Origin of the sequence: Arthrobacter sp. UNCCL28 (genome assembly GCF_900102805.1) — a bacterium.
Classification (GTDB): Bacteria; Actinomycetota; Actinomycetes; order Actinomycetales; family Micrococcaceae; genus Arthrobacter; species Arthrobacter nicotinovorans_A.
Genome location: NZ_FMWE01000007.1, coordinates 107,528 through 123,514, shown reverse-complemented (window position 1 = coordinate 123,514; position 15,987 = coordinate 107,528). Strand labels below are relative to the sequence as shown.

Annotated in this window: 17 protein-coding genes; 8 read left to right on the top strand and 9 right to left on the bottom strand. The window is 62.4% G+C overall.

Features of this window, described 5'->3' with window-relative positions; translation table 11 throughout:
- Positions 1 to 337 precede the first annotated feature (337 nt).
- From BLQ01_RS17700 to ptsP, 4 genes are all read right to left on the bottom strand, one after another.
- A complete protein-coding gene (locus BLQ01_RS17700) occupies positions 338 to 589 on the bottom strand; it encodes a hypothetical protein (RefSeq protein WP_026543000.1) in 252 nt (83 codons plus the stop codon).
- Positions 590 to 669: 80 nt separating this feature from the next.
- The gene (locus BLQ01_RS17695; RefSeq protein ID WP_091553223.1) at positions 670 to 1,089 is read right to left on the bottom strand and encodes a helix-turn-helix domain-containing protein; all 420 of its coding nucleotides are present in this window, start codon (positions 1,087 to 1,089) and stop codon (positions 670 to 672) included.
- 121 nt (positions 1,090 to 1,210) lie between these two features.
- Positions 1,211 to 1,489: an HPr family phosphocarrier protein gene (locus tag BLQ01_RS17690; RefSeq protein ID WP_026548476.1), complete on the bottom strand. Its 279-nt coding sequence runs from the start codon at positions 1,487 to 1,489 to the stop codon at positions 1,211 to 1,213.
- Between the two features lie 31 nt (positions 1,490 to 1,520).
- Positions 1,521 to 3,221: a phosphoenolpyruvate--protein phosphotransferase gene (gene ptsP, locus BLQ01_RS17685; protein WP_091553409.1), complete on the bottom strand. Its 1,701-nt coding sequence runs from the start codon at positions 3,219 to 3,221 to the stop codon at positions 1,521 to 1,523.
- A gap of 129 nt (positions 3,222 to 3,350) precedes the next feature.
- On the opposite strand from ptsP, the gene BLQ01_RS17680 reads away from it, so the two are divergent.
- The 7 genes from BLQ01_RS17680 (at position 3,351) to BLQ01_RS17650 (ending at position 11,272) form a co-directional block, all read left to right on the top strand.
- Positions 3,351 to 4,073, top strand: coding sequence for a TetR/AcrR family transcriptional regulator (locus BLQ01_RS17680; protein WP_014923084.1), 723 nt, complete (start codon positions 3,351 to 3,353; stop codon positions 4,071 to 4,073).
- A 66-nt stretch (positions 4,074 to 4,139) separates the two neighbouring features.
- Complete coding sequence (locus tag BLQ01_RS17675) at positions 4,140 to 6,188, top strand: PTS mannitol transporter subunit IICBA (protein ID WP_091553222.1); 2,049 nt, start codon at positions 4,140 to 4,142, stop codon at positions 6,186 to 6,188.
- Positions 6,188 to 7,336: a mannitol-1-phosphate 5-dehydrogenase gene (locus BLQ01_RS17670; protein ID WP_091553219.1), complete on the top strand. Its 1,149-nt coding sequence runs from the start codon at positions 6,188 to 6,190 to the stop codon at positions 7,334 to 7,336. The genes BLQ01_RS17675 and BLQ01_RS17670 overlap by 1 nt, the downstream gene beginning before the upstream one ends.
- 169 nt (positions 7,337 to 7,505) lie before the next feature.
- The gene (locus tag BLQ01_RS17665; RefSeq protein WP_091553217.1) at positions 7,506 to 8,456 is read left to right on the top strand and encodes a siderophore ABC transporter substrate-binding protein; all 951 of its coding nucleotides are present in this window, start codon (positions 7,506 to 7,508) and stop codon (positions 8,454 to 8,456) included.
- A 26-nt stretch (positions 8,457 to 8,482) separates the two neighbouring features.
- A complete protein-coding gene (locus BLQ01_RS17660; RefSeq protein ID WP_091553215.1) occupies positions 8,483 to 9,490 on the top strand; it encodes an ABC transporter permease in 1,008 nt (335 codons plus the stop codon).
- Positions 9,483 to 10,517 (top strand): iron chelate uptake ABC transporter family permease subunit, encoded by a 1,035-nt coding sequence (locus BLQ01_RS17655; protein ID WP_217638395.1) that lies wholly within the window; start codon positions 9,483 to 9,485, stop codon positions 10,515 to 10,517. Before BLQ01_RS17660 ends, BLQ01_RS17655 begins: the two co-directional genes overlap by 8 nt.
- On the top strand, positions 10,514 to 11,272 hold the full coding sequence (locus BLQ01_RS17650) for an iron ABC transporter ATP-binding protein (RefSeq protein ID WP_091553212.1): 759 nt from the start codon (positions 10,514 to 10,516) through the stop codon (positions 11,270 to 11,272). The genes BLQ01_RS17655 and BLQ01_RS17650 overlap by 4 nt, the downstream gene beginning before the upstream one ends.
- An 83-nt stretch (positions 11,273 to 11,355) precedes the next feature.
- Here the strand turns inward: BLQ01_RS17650 and cycA are convergent, their stop codons facing one another.
- The 5 genes from cycA to BLQ01_RS17625 all read right to left on the bottom strand — a co-directional run bounded on the left by cycA (position 11,356) and on the right by BLQ01_RS17625 (position 15,265).
- Positions 11,356 to 12,816, bottom strand: a complete 1,461-nt coding sequence (gene cycA / locus BLQ01_RS17645; RefSeq protein ID WP_175493478.1) for a D-serine/D-alanine/glycine transporter — start codon at positions 12,814 to 12,816, stop codon at positions 11,356 to 11,358.
- 175 nt (positions 12,817 to 12,991) lie between these two features.
- Entirely contained in the window at positions 12,992 to 13,753 is a 762-nt protein-coding gene (locus tag BLQ01_RS17640; protein ID WP_091553207.1) for an ABC transporter permease, read from the bottom strand.
- Positions 13,750 to 14,571 (bottom strand): ABC transporter ATP-binding protein, encoded by an 822-nt coding sequence (locus BLQ01_RS17635; RefSeq protein WP_091553204.1) that lies wholly within the window; start codon positions 14,569 to 14,571, stop codon positions 13,750 to 13,752. The genes BLQ01_RS17640 and BLQ01_RS17635 overlap by 4 nt, the downstream gene beginning before the upstream one ends.
- A complete protein-coding gene (locus BLQ01_RS17630; RefSeq protein ID WP_026542987.1) occupies positions 14,568 to 14,933 on the bottom strand; it encodes a DUF1048 domain-containing protein in 366 nt (121 codons plus the stop codon). The genes BLQ01_RS17635 and BLQ01_RS17630 overlap by 4 nt, the downstream gene beginning before the upstream one ends.
- 2 nt (positions 14,934 to 14,935) lie before the next feature.
- Positions 14,936 to 15,265 carry a PadR family transcriptional regulator gene (locus BLQ01_RS17625; RefSeq protein WP_026542986.1) on the bottom strand — a complete coding sequence of 110 codons (330 nt, stop codon included), beginning with the start codon at positions 15,263 to 15,265 and terminating at the stop codon, positions 14,936 to 14,938.
- Between the two features lie 112 nt (positions 15,266 to 15,377).
- On the opposite strand from BLQ01_RS17625, the gene BLQ01_RS17620 reads away from it, so the two are divergent.
- Positions 15,378 to 15,884, top strand: coding sequence for a GNAT family N-acetyltransferase (locus BLQ01_RS17620; RefSeq protein WP_091553202.1), 507 nt, complete (start codon positions 15,378 to 15,380; stop codon positions 15,882 to 15,884).
- Positions 15,885 to 15,987: the final 103 nt, after the last annotated feature.

Genomic DNA, 15,987 nt, shown 5'->3' with positions numbered 1-15,987 from the left:
CGGTTCCAGGAAGCCGCGGGTCTGGGAGATGCGGTTCAGGGAAAACCCGGTCCCGGGAGGGCTTGCGGGAATACCGCAGCGCCCTGCCCAGCCCCACGAGGCTCCAGGCAAGGAACAATGCCATGGCTGCCGTGGCAGTCCAGGTCACCGGATAACCGAGGAACGGAGCGGACTGGCAGGAATCGAATTCCCCGGTTCCCACCGCTTGGCCGCAGCCTCCGGTGTACATCCAGATCGTCCCGAGGAGCAGGCCGGTCGGAGCGATGAAAAGGAGCCAAGGCCAGGGGCGGTTCCAGGGCCACTCGGAGTACTTTGCGTTTTTCCCCGACTGCACAGGCTATTCCCTGGTGGCGTCGTCGGATTCGCTGGGGTCTGCCGCCGGCTGCGCAGCCTCAGGCGCGGCGGAAGCGTTGGCGGCGTCCCGGCGTCGTGCGATTTTTGATTCCGTCCACATGGCTACTGCCACGAAGACTGTGCAGGCAAACATGAAGGTTGCCACGAAGTTCAATCCCATGGCAGAGCCCAAGGGTGCGGCAAGGGCCATGGCGGCCAACCCGGCCACGATATGCCACCCCTTGAAATTGCCCACCGATCAAGCGTAACCCCGCCTTTAAGGGGTGCTGGTCCGTTGGCTGGGATCGTTGCTTGATCCTTATCACTCCGCAACCATCAGCCGGCGCTGGAGTCGTTCTCCCCGGGCTGGCCGGCTGTTGCTTCGGAGTGTTTCGCCTTCTGCGTTTCCAGCCACGCCATGATGGCTGCCTGCCGGATCCGTCGGTGTGTTCCACGGTATTCCACGGGGATTTCGCCGCGATCGGTCATATTGCGCAGGTAGGTATGGGAGATACCGGCGAGCTCCGCGGCCTGTGAAGTGGTGAGCATTTCCTCCACGCTGCTGACGGTCACGGTTTCGCCGCGGCCCAACCGCGCAAGGAGGTCGACGACGGCGTCCCTCGCCTCATCGGGGAGGCGGTGTACCGTGCCGTCCACGAACACAGTGATGTCGTTGCTGTCCTGGAGGGAGCGCGCCAGGTTCCGGGCGTCGTCGGCGGGGAGCCCTGCTGTGATGCGGGGAGCTATCAATGCCATGGCAGAAGCCTAGCGTGCGCGGCCGCCCATTTCGGGGGTTCCCTGCTGGCCATGCCGTGCGCGCGGCATTGCTGGCAGGGAACCATCGAAACGGGTGGGCCAAGGCCAGCAACGAGCCCGGCTACTCCGCGTCCAGGTCCGTCTCCAGGAGCTTCACCAGTGCGTCCAGCGCGTCGTCCGCGCCGTCACCCTCGGCCCGAAGCACCACGACATCGCCTTTCGCAGCGCCAAGTGTCATGAGCGACAGGATGCTGGCGGCGTCGAGGGCGTCTTCGGCAGGTTCACCCTGCATGGCAATGGTGACTTCCACGGGCTGTTCGCCGGCGGCCTCGGCAAACAAGGCGGCCGGGCGGGCATGCAGTCCGGAGCGGCTGGCGATGGTGGCTGTGCGTTCGGGCATGGTTTCTCCTTCGACGGAAACAAACAGAGGTTTAGAGGCCGAGCTCTTCGAGCACGGGGAGCTTTGCGCGGACCCAATCGCGGGCCTCAAGAGCACTCGGCGCAGACAAAGCGAGCTGTGCGAGTTCCTGCGCCTGCTCCAACGTCACAGTCTTCAGCACAGTCCCGACCGCCGCCAACGAGCGAGCGGTCATGGACAAGGTGGTGACGCCCAAACCGGTAAGAACGACGGCGAGGGCGGGGTCCGCGGCTGCCTCACCACAGACGCCGACCGGCTTCGCATCACCTTCCCGGCCCGTGCTCTCCTGGGAAGCACCTTCAACAGTGAGCTGCACCAGCCGAAGCACGGCCGGCTGCCATGGCGTGTTGAGCTCGGCGAGGGGGCCGAGTTGGCGGTCGGCGGCCATGGCGTATTGCGTGAGGTCATTGGTTCCCAGCGAGGCAAACCCGACTTCCCGCAACACGGTGGCGGCAGTCAGTGCAGCGGAGGGAACTTCCACCATCACTCCGGGCGTCTGGATTCCAGCGGCGGCACAGAGCGAGGCGAAACGTCCGGCTTCGGCAGCCGTGGAGATCATGGGGGCCATGACCCACACATCGGCCTCGGATTCCGAAGCAGCCCGGGCAATTGCCTCCAGCTGGCGTTCCAGGACGCCGGGCGTGGTGAAATCTGTGCGATAGCCGCGAACGCCCAGTGCAGGGTTGGGTTCGGTGGCATCGGTGAGGAAGGGGAGGGGTTTGTCGGCGCCGGCGTCGAGGGTGCGCAGGACAACCTTCTTACCCGGGAATGCATCGAAAACGGCCTTGTAGGCTGCCGCTTGCTCATCCACTGACGGCTCGGTGTCGCGTTCCAGGAAGCAGAATTCCGTGCGGAACAGGCCTACTCCCTGGGCACCCAAACCGGCTGCGGCTACGGCATCCTTGGCTCCACCGACGTTGGCGAGCAGCGGCACCAGGTGGCCGTCCGCCGTCGTGCCGTTACCGTCGAAGGATGCAAGGGTTGCGGACGTTTCCGCCCAGGCCGTAGCGGCAGTGCGGTGTTCTTCGGTGGGCGAGACGGCCACGAAGCCTGCCGCGCCGTCCACGTAGATCTCGGTTCCGTCCGCAATGTCATCAACACCGTGCGCCGCAACCACTGCGGGCAGGCCGAGTGAGCGGGCAATGATTGCCGTGTGGGACTGCGGGCCGCCTCCGGAGGTGACCAGTGCCTGAACCACCGCGGGATTCAGCGTTGCGGTGTCGGCGGGGGCGAGGTCTTCGGCCACCAGGATGAAAGGCGTGTCCGAGGCAGGGATGCCGGGAGCAGGGACGCCGCGGAGTTCGGCCACGATCCGGGCGCGGACATCCAGGACGTCGGTGGCGCGCTCGGCCATGTAGCCGCCGAGGTTGTGCAGCATCTCGGAGACCGAGGCGCCGGCTTCCCAGATGGCCCGCTCAGCCGAGGATCCGGCGTTGATGAGCTTGCTGGCCGATTTCAGGAGCATGGTGTCCTTGGCCATGAGCGCGGTGGCCTCGAGGACGGCTTTGCCGTCGCCCGAAGCGCTGTCCGCACGTGCCTTGAGCTCGTCATGGACGGACTGCGCGGCGGCTTTCAAGCCGGCGACGGCGTCCTCCGGACTGACGTCCGCACCCAACCGCTCGCCCGACGGCGGTTCGCTCACCGGCTTGGGCATCTGGCGGACGGAACCAATGATGCGGCCAGGGCTTACCCCTACTCCTTGGAAATTCTGCACTGAATCCTCTGTTCCTGCTTGTTGGTTCAGGCACGCCGGCGACGGCACCGGGAGCCTCGAAAACTAGCCTACAAAATTCCTTTGTGAGCCACTTCATATAGCAACGCTATAGGTGCTAGGGTAGCGGTTATGAGTTTCGATGACCAGCTTCCGCCTAAAATTCGGTTGCTTCGCGCAGCTGCCGAGTTGCTGGCGAATTCGGAGGGGTCAGCGGTCTCAACGCGCCAGATCACCAAGCTTGCCGGGGTCACGGCGCCCACGCTCTACCACCACTTCGGAGACAAAGAGGGTTTGTTCGACGCCGTCGTATCAGCCGGATTTGAAGAGTATGTGGCGGGGGAGCGGGATTTTGCACCGTCCGGGGAGCCTTTGGAAGACGTCCGGCGAATGTGGGACAACCACGTCCAGTTCGGGCTGAGCCAACCCCATCTGTATCTGGTGATGTTCGGCAACATCAGGCCGGAAAGCCGCCCAGCGATCGTGGCCGATGCTGAAGCGCTTCTGGAAGAGATGCTGAACAAGGCCGCTATCTCCGGCCAGATCAACGTGCCGCCCCGCGAAGCGGCACGCAGCATTCTGGCCGCCAACGTGGGCGTCACGCTCATGCTGATCGCTGAACCGGTGGAAGAAAGGAACCTCGAGCTCTCAACGATGACCCGGGATTCCATGATTTTTGCTGTCTCCACGGACACTGCCCGTGGCGCCGCGGCGGACGATTCCGGTAAATCGTCCGTGGTTGTTGCGGCAATCGCCCTGAATGCGGCACTGCAGGCCTCACATTCAGACCAACTTTCCAGCTCTGAATTGAAGCTGTTCCTTGAGTGGCTTCACCGCATTTCCAGCAGCTCCTAAGGCTGTTCTCTCTCGATCTATATCGACTGACCCCGCGCCGCAGCGGGACACACGTTAGGAATTCACATGGCAACAGAGACCGTTGCGAAGCCCCGCACCAGCGCCCGTGTTGGTGTCCAAAAGTTCGGGACATTCCTGTCCGGCATGATCATGCCGAACATTGGTGCCTTCATCGCCTGGGGCCTCATCACAGCCCTGTTCATCGAAAAGGGCTGGATTCCGGTCCCGGAGCTTGGCGGTTATGGGACCAACGCCGAAGGTGTTGCCCACGTGGGCCTTGTGGGCCCCATGGTCAACTACCTGCTTCCGCTCCTGATTGCCTACACCGGCGGCCGGATGGTCTACGACGTTCGCGGCGGCGTGGTGGGTGCCATCGCCACCATGGGCGTGATTGTCGGTACCGGCATCCCCATGTTCATTGGCGCCATGATCATGGGCCCGCTGGGCGGCTGGACCATGAAGAAGATCGACGGCATTTGGGACGGCAAGATCCGGCCCGGTTTTGAGATGCTGGTCAATAACTTCTCTGCCGGTATCTGGGGCGGAATCCTGACCCTGCTCGGGTTCTACGGACTGACGCCCGTGGTCAAGGCCTTCACGGCCGGCGCCGGCTCCGTGGTCCAGTTCCTGGTGGACAACGGCCTCCTGCCGCTGACCAGCATTTTCATCGAACCTGCCAAGGTCCTCTTCCTCAACAACGCCATCAACCACGGCGTGCTGACTCCGCTGGGCATCCAGCAGTCGCTGGACCAGGGCAAGTCCATCCTGTTCCTGCTCGAAGCCAACCCCGGCCCGGGCCTGGGCATCCTGCTGGCGTACATGTTCTTCGGCCGTGGAGCTGCCCGTGCTTCGGCACCCGGTGCCGCGATCATCCACTTCCTCGGTGGTATCCACGAGATCTACTTCCCGTACGTCCTGATGAAGCCCATCCTCATCCTCGCCGCGATCGGCGGTGGCATGACGGGCATCGCCACCTTGGCCATCACCAACTCCGGACTCGTGGCACCTGCTGCTCCGGGTTCCATCATCGCGGTCATTGCCCAGACCTCCCGCGACAGCTACGTCGGCGTCATCCTGGCGGTTGTCCTGGCCACTGCCGTGTCCTTCCTGATCGCTTCGCTGATTCTGCGGACGTCCAAGAACAAGGGCGAGGATGACCTCTCCGCCGCCACCTCCCGCATGGAGGCCATGAAGGGCAAGAAGAGCTCGGTCTCTTCAGCATTGGTAGGCGACAGGGCTGCAGCCCAGGGGGAGGGCACCGTCCTCACCCGCCCGGTCCGGAACATCGTGTTCGCTTGCGACGCCGGCATGGGTTCAAGTGCCATGGGCGCCTCGGTGCTGCGCAACAAGATCAAGGCGGCCGGCTTCCCGGACGTCAAGGTCACCAACTCGGCTATCGCGAACCTCAGCGACAGCTACGACGTTGTGGTCACCCACCAGGACCTGACCGAACGCGCCCAGCCGAGGACAGCCAGTGCCATCCACTACTCGGTGGACAACTTCATGAACAGCCCCGAGTATGACGACATTGTTGAGCTGGTCCGCAGCAGCAACACTGAGGGCACGGCTTCAAGCACGACGGCGGAACCCGCCGCCGGGGCACAGCCCGCCAGTGCAACTGCCTCCACAGCAGCCCCCGCCCAGGGTGCGCATACCGCTGAACCGGCTGCCGCCGTCGAAGGCAAAGGTGTCCTGCTCCGCGAAAGCGTGGTCCTGAACGGAACCGCAACGGATCGTGACGCAGCGATCGACGAGGCCGGGAAGCTCCTGCTTGACCGCGGTGCCGTGGATGTCAGCTACGTCCACGCCATGCATGAGCGCGAGGAATCCGTGTCCACATACATGGGCAGCTTCCTGGCGATCCCGCACGGCACCAACGATGCCAAGGAGCACATCAACCACTCGGCCGTGTCCATCATCCGCTACCCGGAGGGCATCGACTGGGGCGGCAAGCAAGTGAAGTTCGTGGTTGGCGTGGCCGGCCTCAACAATGAACACCTCCACATCCTGTCCTCGATCGCCAAGATCTTCACCAACAAGGCCCAAGTGGCCCAGTTGGAGGAAGCAACCACGGTTGATGAAGTGTTGGAGCTGTTCGGAAAGGTCAACGCATAGTGAAGGCAGTCCATTTTGGGGCAGGCAACATCGGGCGTGGCTTCGTGGGGCTGCTGCTTCACGAAGCCGGCTATGAGGTGGTGTTCGCCGATGTCGCGGACGCCCTGATCAGCCAGCTCGCGGCGGCCAGCAGCTACGACGTCGACGAGGTTGGCGAGAACCCGGCGGTCAAGACCGTCACAGGTTTCCGCGCCCTTAACTCGGGTTCGCAGGAAGTCGCCGTTGTGGAGGAAATCTCGACGGCGGATGTGGTCACCACTGCGGTGGGTCCGCACATCCTGAAGTTCGTGGCACCGGTGATCGCCAGGGGACTGGCCGCCCGCTCCCCGGAGTTGCCGCCATTGCAGGTCATGGCCTGCGAGAACGCCATTAACGCTACGGATCTCCTGCACACGGAAATCCGTGCGGCCTGGGACGACTCCGCGGGCGACTTGGACGCGCTCGCAGTCTTTGCCAACACGGCGGTGGACCGCATTGTCCCCAACCAGGCGCCGGGCCAGGGCCTGGACGTCACCGTGGAGACGTTCTACGAGTGGGTCATTGACCGGACTCCGTTTGGTGGCAACGCGCCGGTGATTCCGGGCGCCACGTTCGTGGACGAGCTTGGTCCGTACATTGAGCGCAAGCTGTTCACGGTCAACACCGGCCATGCTTCGGCCGCGTATTTCGGGTACCAGGCTGGGCTTGAGAAGATCTCCGATGCCATGGCGGATCCGTCTGTTGCAGCGAAGGTCCGCGCAGTGCTGGAGGAAACCAAGGAACTGCTGGTTGCCAAGCATGGGTTTGTTGAGGCGGAGCAGGAAGCCTATGTTCAGAAAATCCTTTCCCGCTTTACCAACCCGCATCTGCCGGACACGGTGAACCGCGTGGGCAGGGCGCCCTTGCGGAAGCTCAGCCGGCATGAGCGCTTTGTTGGTCCTGCTGCGGAGTTGGCCGAGCGTGGCGTGACACCGGTGGCACTTCTTGAGGCGATGTCGGCTGCCCTTCGCTTCGACGATGCCAACGACGACGAAGCCGTAGAGCTCGCAAAGCTGCTCTCCGCGCTGGACGCTGCGGCCGCCGTCGAACGCATCACGGAACTGGCGGCCTCGCACCCACTGTTCGCTGCCGTCCAGAAGCTCGTGGAGGATCGGCAGGCAGAGTCCTGATCCCCACGATCGAAAAGTAATAAAGGCTCTCCAGCGGGAAAAACGCGTGACTTCGGTCACTTTCAACCGCTGGAGGGCCTTTCGGTTTTGAAGTTAGCCTCACCTTACTAATAGAGTCAAAAGCAATTAGGCAACACATCTATGACTTATTAGTGAGTGGAGTACCGGCGTGAAAAAGAGGCTGTCGAGCTACATTGGGGTACTGGCTGCAGGCGCTGCCTTGCTGGCCGTTACGGCATGTGGAGGCGGGGCGACGGCGTCTTCCCAGTCCGGGGAAGCCGGCACCATCACCATCGAGCACGCCCAAGGTTCAACGTCCAACGTTCCCGTGAACCCGGCCAAGGTTGTTACTTTCGATCTCGGCGTTTTGGACACCATGACCGCGCTCGGCGTCGAACCCACCGGCGTTCCCGAAGCCAGCTACCCGGAAGCGCTCAAGAAGTTCTCCGACGCCAAGTACGCCAAGGTTGGCTCGCTGAAGGAGCCCGATTTCGAAGCCGTCAGCTCAGCAGCTCCGGACCTCATCATCGTCTCCGGCCGCACCGCCGGCGCCTACGAGGAACTGAGCAAGATCGCCCCCACCATCGATCTCTCCGTTGACGCCGCCAAGCCGATGGAAAGCTTCAAGGCCCAGACCGAGAAGCTCGGCAAGATCTTCAAGAAGGAAGACGAAGTCGCCTCCAAGCTTGCAGAGGTAGACAAGACGGTGGCTGAGACCAAGACCAAGGCCACCTCTGCCGGCAAGGGCCTGATCGTCCTGACCTCCGGTGGCGAAGTCACCGCGTACGGTGCGGGCTCACGCTTCGGCATCATCCATGACGTCCTGGGCGTCCCCACTGCGGCCGACGTCAAGGCCGAGGGCTCCCACGGCGAGGCTGTTTCCTTCGAATACATCAAGGAAACCAACCCGGACATCCTCTACGTCATCAACCGCGATACCGCGATCGGCACCGCCGGCTCCACAGCCAACCCCATCCTGGACAACGAGCTCGTGAAGTCCACCAACGCCGCCAAGAACAACAAGATCGTCAACCTCGATCCCGCCGGTTGGTACATCGTTGGCTACGGCCTGAACAACGTCCAGGCCATGGTCACCGCAGTGGCCGACTCCGTCGCCTGACCTTCCGCTTCACCTGAAATCCTGACGTGACAACTACAGCCGTGCGCCCCACGGCAGCAGCAAGCCGCAACCGGACTGGCGAAACCGCCCGCCTGGTTGCGGCTGCCGTCGTTGTGCTGGTGATTGCGGTGGGTAGTATCTTCGTCGGGGTCAGCGACGTTTCGTTGCCGGCCCTGCTGGCGAACGACGCCGGTGCTTGGGAGATCTTCTGGGTCTCCCGGGTGCCACGCACCTTGGCTGTGGTGCTGGCCGGGATGGCCGTCGCCGTTGCCGGGTTGATCATGCAGCTCATGGCCCGGAACCGCTTTGTTGAGCCGTCCACTGTGGGCACGGTGGAATCGGCCACTCTCGGCATCCTGGTGGTCACCGTGCTTGCCCCGGACTCACCGATTCTGACCAAGATGATCGTGGCATCCGTGTTCGCCGTCCTGGGCACAGCCCTGTTCCTGGCGATCCTCCGGAGGCTTCCGGCCCGGAATACCCTGCTGATTCCGCTGGTAGGCATCATGCTGGGCGGCATCATCGCGGCCGTCACTACGTTCTTCGCCTACCGTTTTGACCTGTTGCAGACGCTCAGCAACTGGATGATCGGCGACTTCTCCGGGGTGCTGCGCGGCCGGTACGAACTGCTGTGGATCGTGGCTGTCCTGGTGTTGGTGGGCCTCCTTGCCGCCGACCGCTTCACCGTGGCCGGCATGGGCCAGGACTTCACCACCAACCTTGGCCTGAACTACGCCCGCACCATGCGGCTCGGCTTGATGATCGTCTCGCTGATCTCGGCGGTTGTTGTTACCACTGTGGGCGCTGTGCCGTTCCTCGGCCTGGTGGTCCCCAACATTGTTTCCCTGCTGTTCGGCGACAACCTCCGCCGTGCCGTTCCCTGGACCGCGCTCTTCGGGGCGGCGTTCGTGCTGGTGTGCGACATCATTGGCCGGACCATCCGGTTCCCCTATGAGGTTCCTGTGGGCATGGTCATGTCCGTCCTGGGTGCCATCTTGTTTCTCTTCCTGCTGTTGAGGAAACGCAATGCCTGAAACTTCCGTGACGCCGGCACCCCTGAAGCCACTCGCGCCCGTTTCCGTGGTGGCCCGCCTGCGCGCAACCGTACGAAGCACCCCGCCAGGACTGGTGATCGCCATCCTGGCGATTGCCGCCGTCGTGCTTGTTGTTGTTTTCCTGACCATCGACCTCAAAGGCAACATCGCATACATCCTGCCGCGCCGGGCCATCAAGGTCTCAGCGATGCTGCTGGTAGCCGTGGCGGTTGGAGTGTCCACGCTGCTTTTCCAGACCGTGACGGCCAACCGGATCCTGACGCCGTCCATTATGGGCTTCGATTCGCTGTACATCCTGGTGCAAACCGCGCTGGCTTTCGTTGCCGGGGCCGCGACGTTGGCCACCGCGCCGTCCACGCTCAAGTTCGGTGTGGAGATCCTGCTGATGGTGGGATTCAGCGCGTTCCTTTACCGGTGGATGTTCACCGGGGCCACGAGGTCCCTGCATCTGCTGTTGCTCGTGGGGATTGTGCTTGGGACGCTGTTCCGTGGTTTCTCCTCGCTGTTGCAGAGGCTCATGGAACCGAGCGAATTCATCATCCTTCAGGACCTGTTCTTCGCCAGCTTCAACAACGTGGACCCGGGGCTGCTGGGTGTTTCCGCGGTGCTGGTTGCGCTGGTATGCGTCGGGGCGTGGCGCATGCGGCACACCCTGGACGTGCTGGCGCTGGGCCGGGAAGTGGCCATCAACGTCGGCGTGGACCACAAGCGCGTGGTGATGCGGGTGTTGCTTGCATGCTCGCTGCTGGTTGCCATCTCCACGGCCCTGGTGGGTCCTGTGACGTTCTTCGGGCTCCTTGTGGTGAGCCTCGGCTATCAGCTCTGCCGTGGCTTCCGGCATGCCTGGTTGCTGCCGATCGTGGTGTTGATCGGTGCCATTGCGCTGGTGGGCGGCCAGTTGCTGCTGGAGCGCGTGTTCGGCTTTGCCACTGCCCTGAGCGTCATCATCGAGTTCACCGGCGGCATCCTCTTCCTTTACCTGTTGCTGAAAGGCTCGCTGAAATGATTACCGTCCGGAACGTGACCAAGCGCTACGGCGGCACCACCGTGCTGGACGATGTGACCTGCGAGATTCCCCGCGGCGGCATCACGTCCATCATCGGCCCCAATGGCGCCGGCAAGTCGACGCTTCTCTCCCTGATCAGCCGGCTGCAGCCCATGGATGCCGGGGGAGTCTCAGTTGCCGGACTGGATGTCACGGCCACCCCCAGTAAGGAACTGGCCAAGACCATGGCCATCCTCCGTCAGGAAAACCACCTGACGATGCGGCTTACCGTGCGCGACCTCGTGGCTTTTGGGCGCTTTCCCCACAGTGGAGGCCGGCCCACCGTGGAGGATCTTGAGCACGTGGACGAGGCGATCCGCCAACTGGATCTCACATCCATGGCGGACAAGTTCGTTGACGAGCTCTCCGGCGGTCAGCGTCAGCGCGCCTACATCGCGATGGTCCTGGCGCAGGACACTGAATACCTGCTGCTGGATGAGCCCCTGAACAACCTGGACATGAAGCACTCCGTGGAGATGATGCGCCTGCTCCGGCGTTTGGCTGACGAACTGGGCAAGACCATCGTGCTGGTGGTCCACGACATCAATTTCGCGTCCTGCTACTCGGACACCATCATGGCGATGAAGAACGGCAGGCTCATCCATCAGGGCACGCCATCGGAAATCATGCGCGCGGGGATGCTGCACGACGTCTATGACATTGATATCCGCATCGAGGAAATCGACGGCAACCGCATCGGCGTGTACTTCGCCTGACGGGTTTCTGTCCCTGCTCCAAGAAGAGCGCGACGCCGGCACCCAAGCTGGGTGCCGGCGTCGTTCACTCTCTGTTCTTGCGGTTAGCGCGCTGCCACGGTTTCGGCTTCAGCCATCGCCTTCCATTCGGCCACGCGGGCCTGATGCAGGGGCGACCTGCGGACCACTGCGTAAGCGACGCCGAGGATGGCGAACCAGATGGGCGTTACCAGCAGGGCTGTGAGGGTGTCCGGCTGGGTGGTCAGCGCCCAAACCAGGAATCCGAAGAATGCGAAGACAATCCACACCATCGGGATGCCGCCGGGCATCTTGAAGGGTGAGGCCGCGTGCTGCTCGGGGCGGCGTTTGCGGTAAACGAGGTAGCTGGCCAGGATGATCGACCAGACGAACATGAAGCAGACCGCTGAAACGGTGGTCACCATGTCGAAGGCAACTCCAACGTCCTTGCCCGCATAAAGAAGTGCGACGCCGGCCAGCAGCAGGACGCAGGACAGGAACAGGGCGTTCTGGGGTACTTTGCGGCTGGAGAGCCGGCCGAAGAGCTTGGGCGCATCGCCGTCGTTGGCCAGGCCGTAAACCATGCGGGACGTGGAGTAGATGCCCGAGTTGGCCGACGACATGGCCGAGGTGAGCACTACCAGGTTGACCACGGTGGCTGCCATTCCCAAACCGGCGAGGGAGAACATGGCGATGAAGGGGCTTTGGCCGGCCTTGAACTCGGTCCAAGGTGTGACCGACATGAGGATGATGAGGGCGCCTACGTAGAAGAGCATGACGCGCAGGGGGATGGCATTGATGGCGCGGGGGAGATTGTGCTCCGGGTTCTTGGTTTCAGCTGCGGCGGTGCCCACCAGTTCAATGCCCACGAACGCGAAGACTGCGATCTGGAAACCGGCCACGAAGCCCATGAATTCCTTGGGGAAGAAGCCGCCATGGCTCCAGAGATTGGTGAAGCTTGCGGTTCCCGCATTGGACTGGAAGCCGGTGAAAATCATCACCAGGCCCACCACGATCAATGCCACAATGGCAACGATTTTGATGAGGGCGAACCAGAACTCGGTCTCACCGAAGGCCTTCACGGTGGGAAGGTTCAGGAGGAGCAGGATGATGATGGTTGCCAGGCCCGGGATCCAGAGCTGGATTCCCGGCCAGAGTTCGTCGGCGTAGCCCGCGATCGCGATGACGTCCGCCACGCCGGTGACCACCCAGCAGAACCAATAGGTCCAACCGGTGAAGAAACCCGCCCACGGGCCCAAAAGGTCGCCCGCGAAGTCGCTGAAGGACTTGTAGTTCAGGTTGGACAGCAGGAGCTGGCCCATGGCCCTCATGACGAAGAACAGCATGAAGCCGATGATCATGTACACAAAGATCACGGACGGGCCGGCGACGGAGATGGTCTTGCCGGAGCCCATGAACAGGCCGGTGCCGATTGCGCCGCCGATTGCCAGGAGCTGGATGTGGCGGTTGCTGAGCGAGCGTGACAGGTGGGGCTCGCTGTCCCTGCTGGAGGCGCGGAGCTGCCCCTGTGTTGTCTGATCGGACATTAGTTCAAGAACCCTTCGAAGGACCCGCCACAATAGTGACGGCCGTTACAAATGTGTTCGATAAAGCTATAGCCAATGCCTGACAAATGGCGAATCGGTCTGCATGGCGAAAACCCCTCTTGTGGGAAAGAGGAGCTTAGGCCGTGGTTTGGTGCTGTTTCTGATGCTGCGGCGCCTAGGCGATCTGGCGCTTGTAGGCTGCCGTGGCAAAGGCGTAGGAGACAACGAGGATCCCGAGGCACCAGGCCAGGGCCACCCAAATATCGCCACCCGCCGGACGCTGGGCAAACAGGTCCTGGATGGTGTTCACGATTGAGGTCACCGGCTGGTTTTCAGCGAACCAGCGCACCGGGCCGGGCATGGTTTCCGTGGGGACGAATGCCGAACTGATGAAAGGCAGGAAGATCAACGGGTAGGAGAATCCTCCCGCCCCGTCCACCGACTTTGCTGAGAGGCCGGCGATGATGGCAATCCACGTCAGCGCCAGGGTGAAGAGTGCCAAAATACCCGCCACGGCCAACCAGTCCAGCACATTGGCCGAGGTGCGGAAACCCATGAGGAGCGCCACCAGGACGATGATCACCAGCGAGAGGCCGTTAGCCACCAGCGAGGTCAGTACGTGGGCCCAAAGAACCGACGAACGTGCGATCGGCATGGACTGGAACCGCTCGAAGATCCCACTCTGCATGTCCGTAAACAAGCGGACGGCCGTGTAAGCGATGCCGGATGCGATCGCAATCAGCATGATGCCCGGGAGCAGGTAGTTGACGTAGTTGTCAGTGTCCGTCCTGATGGCCCCGCCGAAGACGTAGACGAACAGCAGCATCAGGGCGATCGGGGTGATCGCGGTGGTGATGATGGTGTCGACGCTCCGGAAGATGTGCCGCATGGAACGGCCCAGCAGGACAGAGGTGTCTGCGAAGAAGTGGGTGTTCATGACCTGTCCTTTACTGACTCGGTGCTGGCGGCTTGGGTGCCGGTACCTGCGCCTTTACCTGCGCTGGCGCCGGTGCCTACCAGTGCCAGGAAGATGTCCTCCAGGCTCGGCTGTTTCTCGACGTATTCGATTTTGGCCGGCGGCAACAGGCGCTTGAGTTCGGCCAGGGTTCCGTTGGCGATGATCCGCCCCTCATGGAGGATGGCAATCCGATCAGCAAGCTGTTCGGCTTCGTCCAGGTACTGCGTGGTGAGCAGGACTGTTGTCCCCTGTTGGGCGAGATTCTTGACGATCTGCCAGACTTCGAGGCGGGCTTCCGGGTCGAGGCCGGTGGTTGGCTCATCCAGGAAGATCACCTTCGGATCGCCGATCAGGCTCATGGCGATGTCGAGGCGGCGACGCATACCGCCCGAGTACGTTCCCACCTTGCGGGGACCGGCCTCGGTGAGGCTGAACCGGGCCAGCAGGTCATCTGCTATTCCGCCCGGATTCTTCAAGTGCCTGAGTTTCGCCACCAGGATCAGGTTCTCCTTGCCGGACAGGACTTCATCCACTGCGGCGAACTGACCGGTGAGGCTGATGGACTGCCTCACCTGGAGCGACTCGGCGGCAACGTCAAAGCCTTCGACGGCGGCCGAGCCGGCGTCCGCTTTCAGCAGCGTAGAGAGGATTTTCACCATGGTGGTCTTGCCCGCTCCGTTGGAGCCCAGCAGGGCAAAGATGCTGCCGGGGGCTACCTCGAAATCGACTCCACGGAGTACATGAAGGTCCTTGTAGGACTTTTCGATGCCCTTTACTTGTATTGCCGCAGCAGTCATGATTCCGCTTCTTTCGCCTTGTCGATTGCCTTGTTCAGGCGCTCGCGTTCCTTGTCGATCCAGCGCTTGCCGCCGTACGCCTGGGCGAAGGTTTCGGCGAATTCGATCGGATCTTCGCCCACCATTTCGGTCACCGGCGTGCCTTCAATAGCAGCCCTTTCCCACAGGTCTGCCAGGTCTGTGAACATCTGGACCATGGTGTCGCCGTCGGTGACGCCGCCGTAGTACATCAGGTACCGGTTGAAGGCCGACGCTACGGTCCGGTAGGGCTCAGGCAGTGCATCCATGCGGCCCTTGGCTTGCTTGTACTGCTTCTTCTGCTCGAGTGATCCGGTGACCAGTTCGATCCATTTTGCTGCCATGGTTACTTTCCTTCCTTGCGGAGCTCTTCAATCCGTCCGGACAAGAAGCTCCAGGTGTTCCAGAATTCGTTCAGTTCTTTTTGGCCCTGCGCATTGAGCGTGTAGACCTTGCGGGGCGGCCCCTTTTCGGACGGACGCTTCTCAACGTCCACCAGCCCCTTTTGCTCGATCCTGACCAGCAGCGCGTACACGGTGCCTTCAGCGATCTCGGTGAATCCCTGCTCACGGAGCAGCGTGGTGATCTCGTATCCATACGCTGCCTTGCCGGTCAGGAGGGCCAGGACTATGCCCTCCAATGTGCCTTTGAGCATCTCTGTCATCTGCTTGCCCATCGGACACCTCCCTTGCTACTCAGTATTACTAGCTACCACTACATAGTAGAACTAAGTACCGGTACTTAGCAACACTGAGTTCTGAAGTTATTTTGCCAAGTGGCATGCTGGGGTGGTGACTACTCCATCCGGTACCGTGCCCGCCTTGTTCACCGCCGCCGTCGAGGGTGGAACCTTCACCCTTAGGCGGGCGCGTAAAGGCGACCTGCCCCGGATCCTTGAACTGCTGGTGGACGACCAGTTGGGTGCCACCCGCGAAAACACTGAGGATCCAGTGCCCTACCAGCAGGCTTTTGACGCGATCGACGCCGATCCCGCCCACCTTCTGGTGGTGGGCGAACTCGCTGGCGAGGTGGTGGCCACGTTCCAGCTGAGCTACCTACCGGGCTTGTCGCGCAAGGGATCCTGGCGTGCGCAGATCGAAGCCGTCCGGGTGGCTGATGCGCTCCGGGGCCAAGGTGTTGGGGCGCTCATGATCCAGTGGGCCGTTGACCAGGCGCAGGAGCGGGGCTGCTCACTGGTGCAGCTCACCACGGACAAATCGCGGGTAGCGGCGCACCGTTTCTACGAGCGGTTGGGGTTTGTCGCCAGCCATGAGGGCATGAAGCTGACGCTGTGACCATCTGCGTCGCTTGCTTGTGATCCACTGCTTGCTTGTTTTCCACAGTGCTTGTTTTCCACATAGGGAGATTCCGCCCTTATGGGGCCGGAGGCCCGCTGGA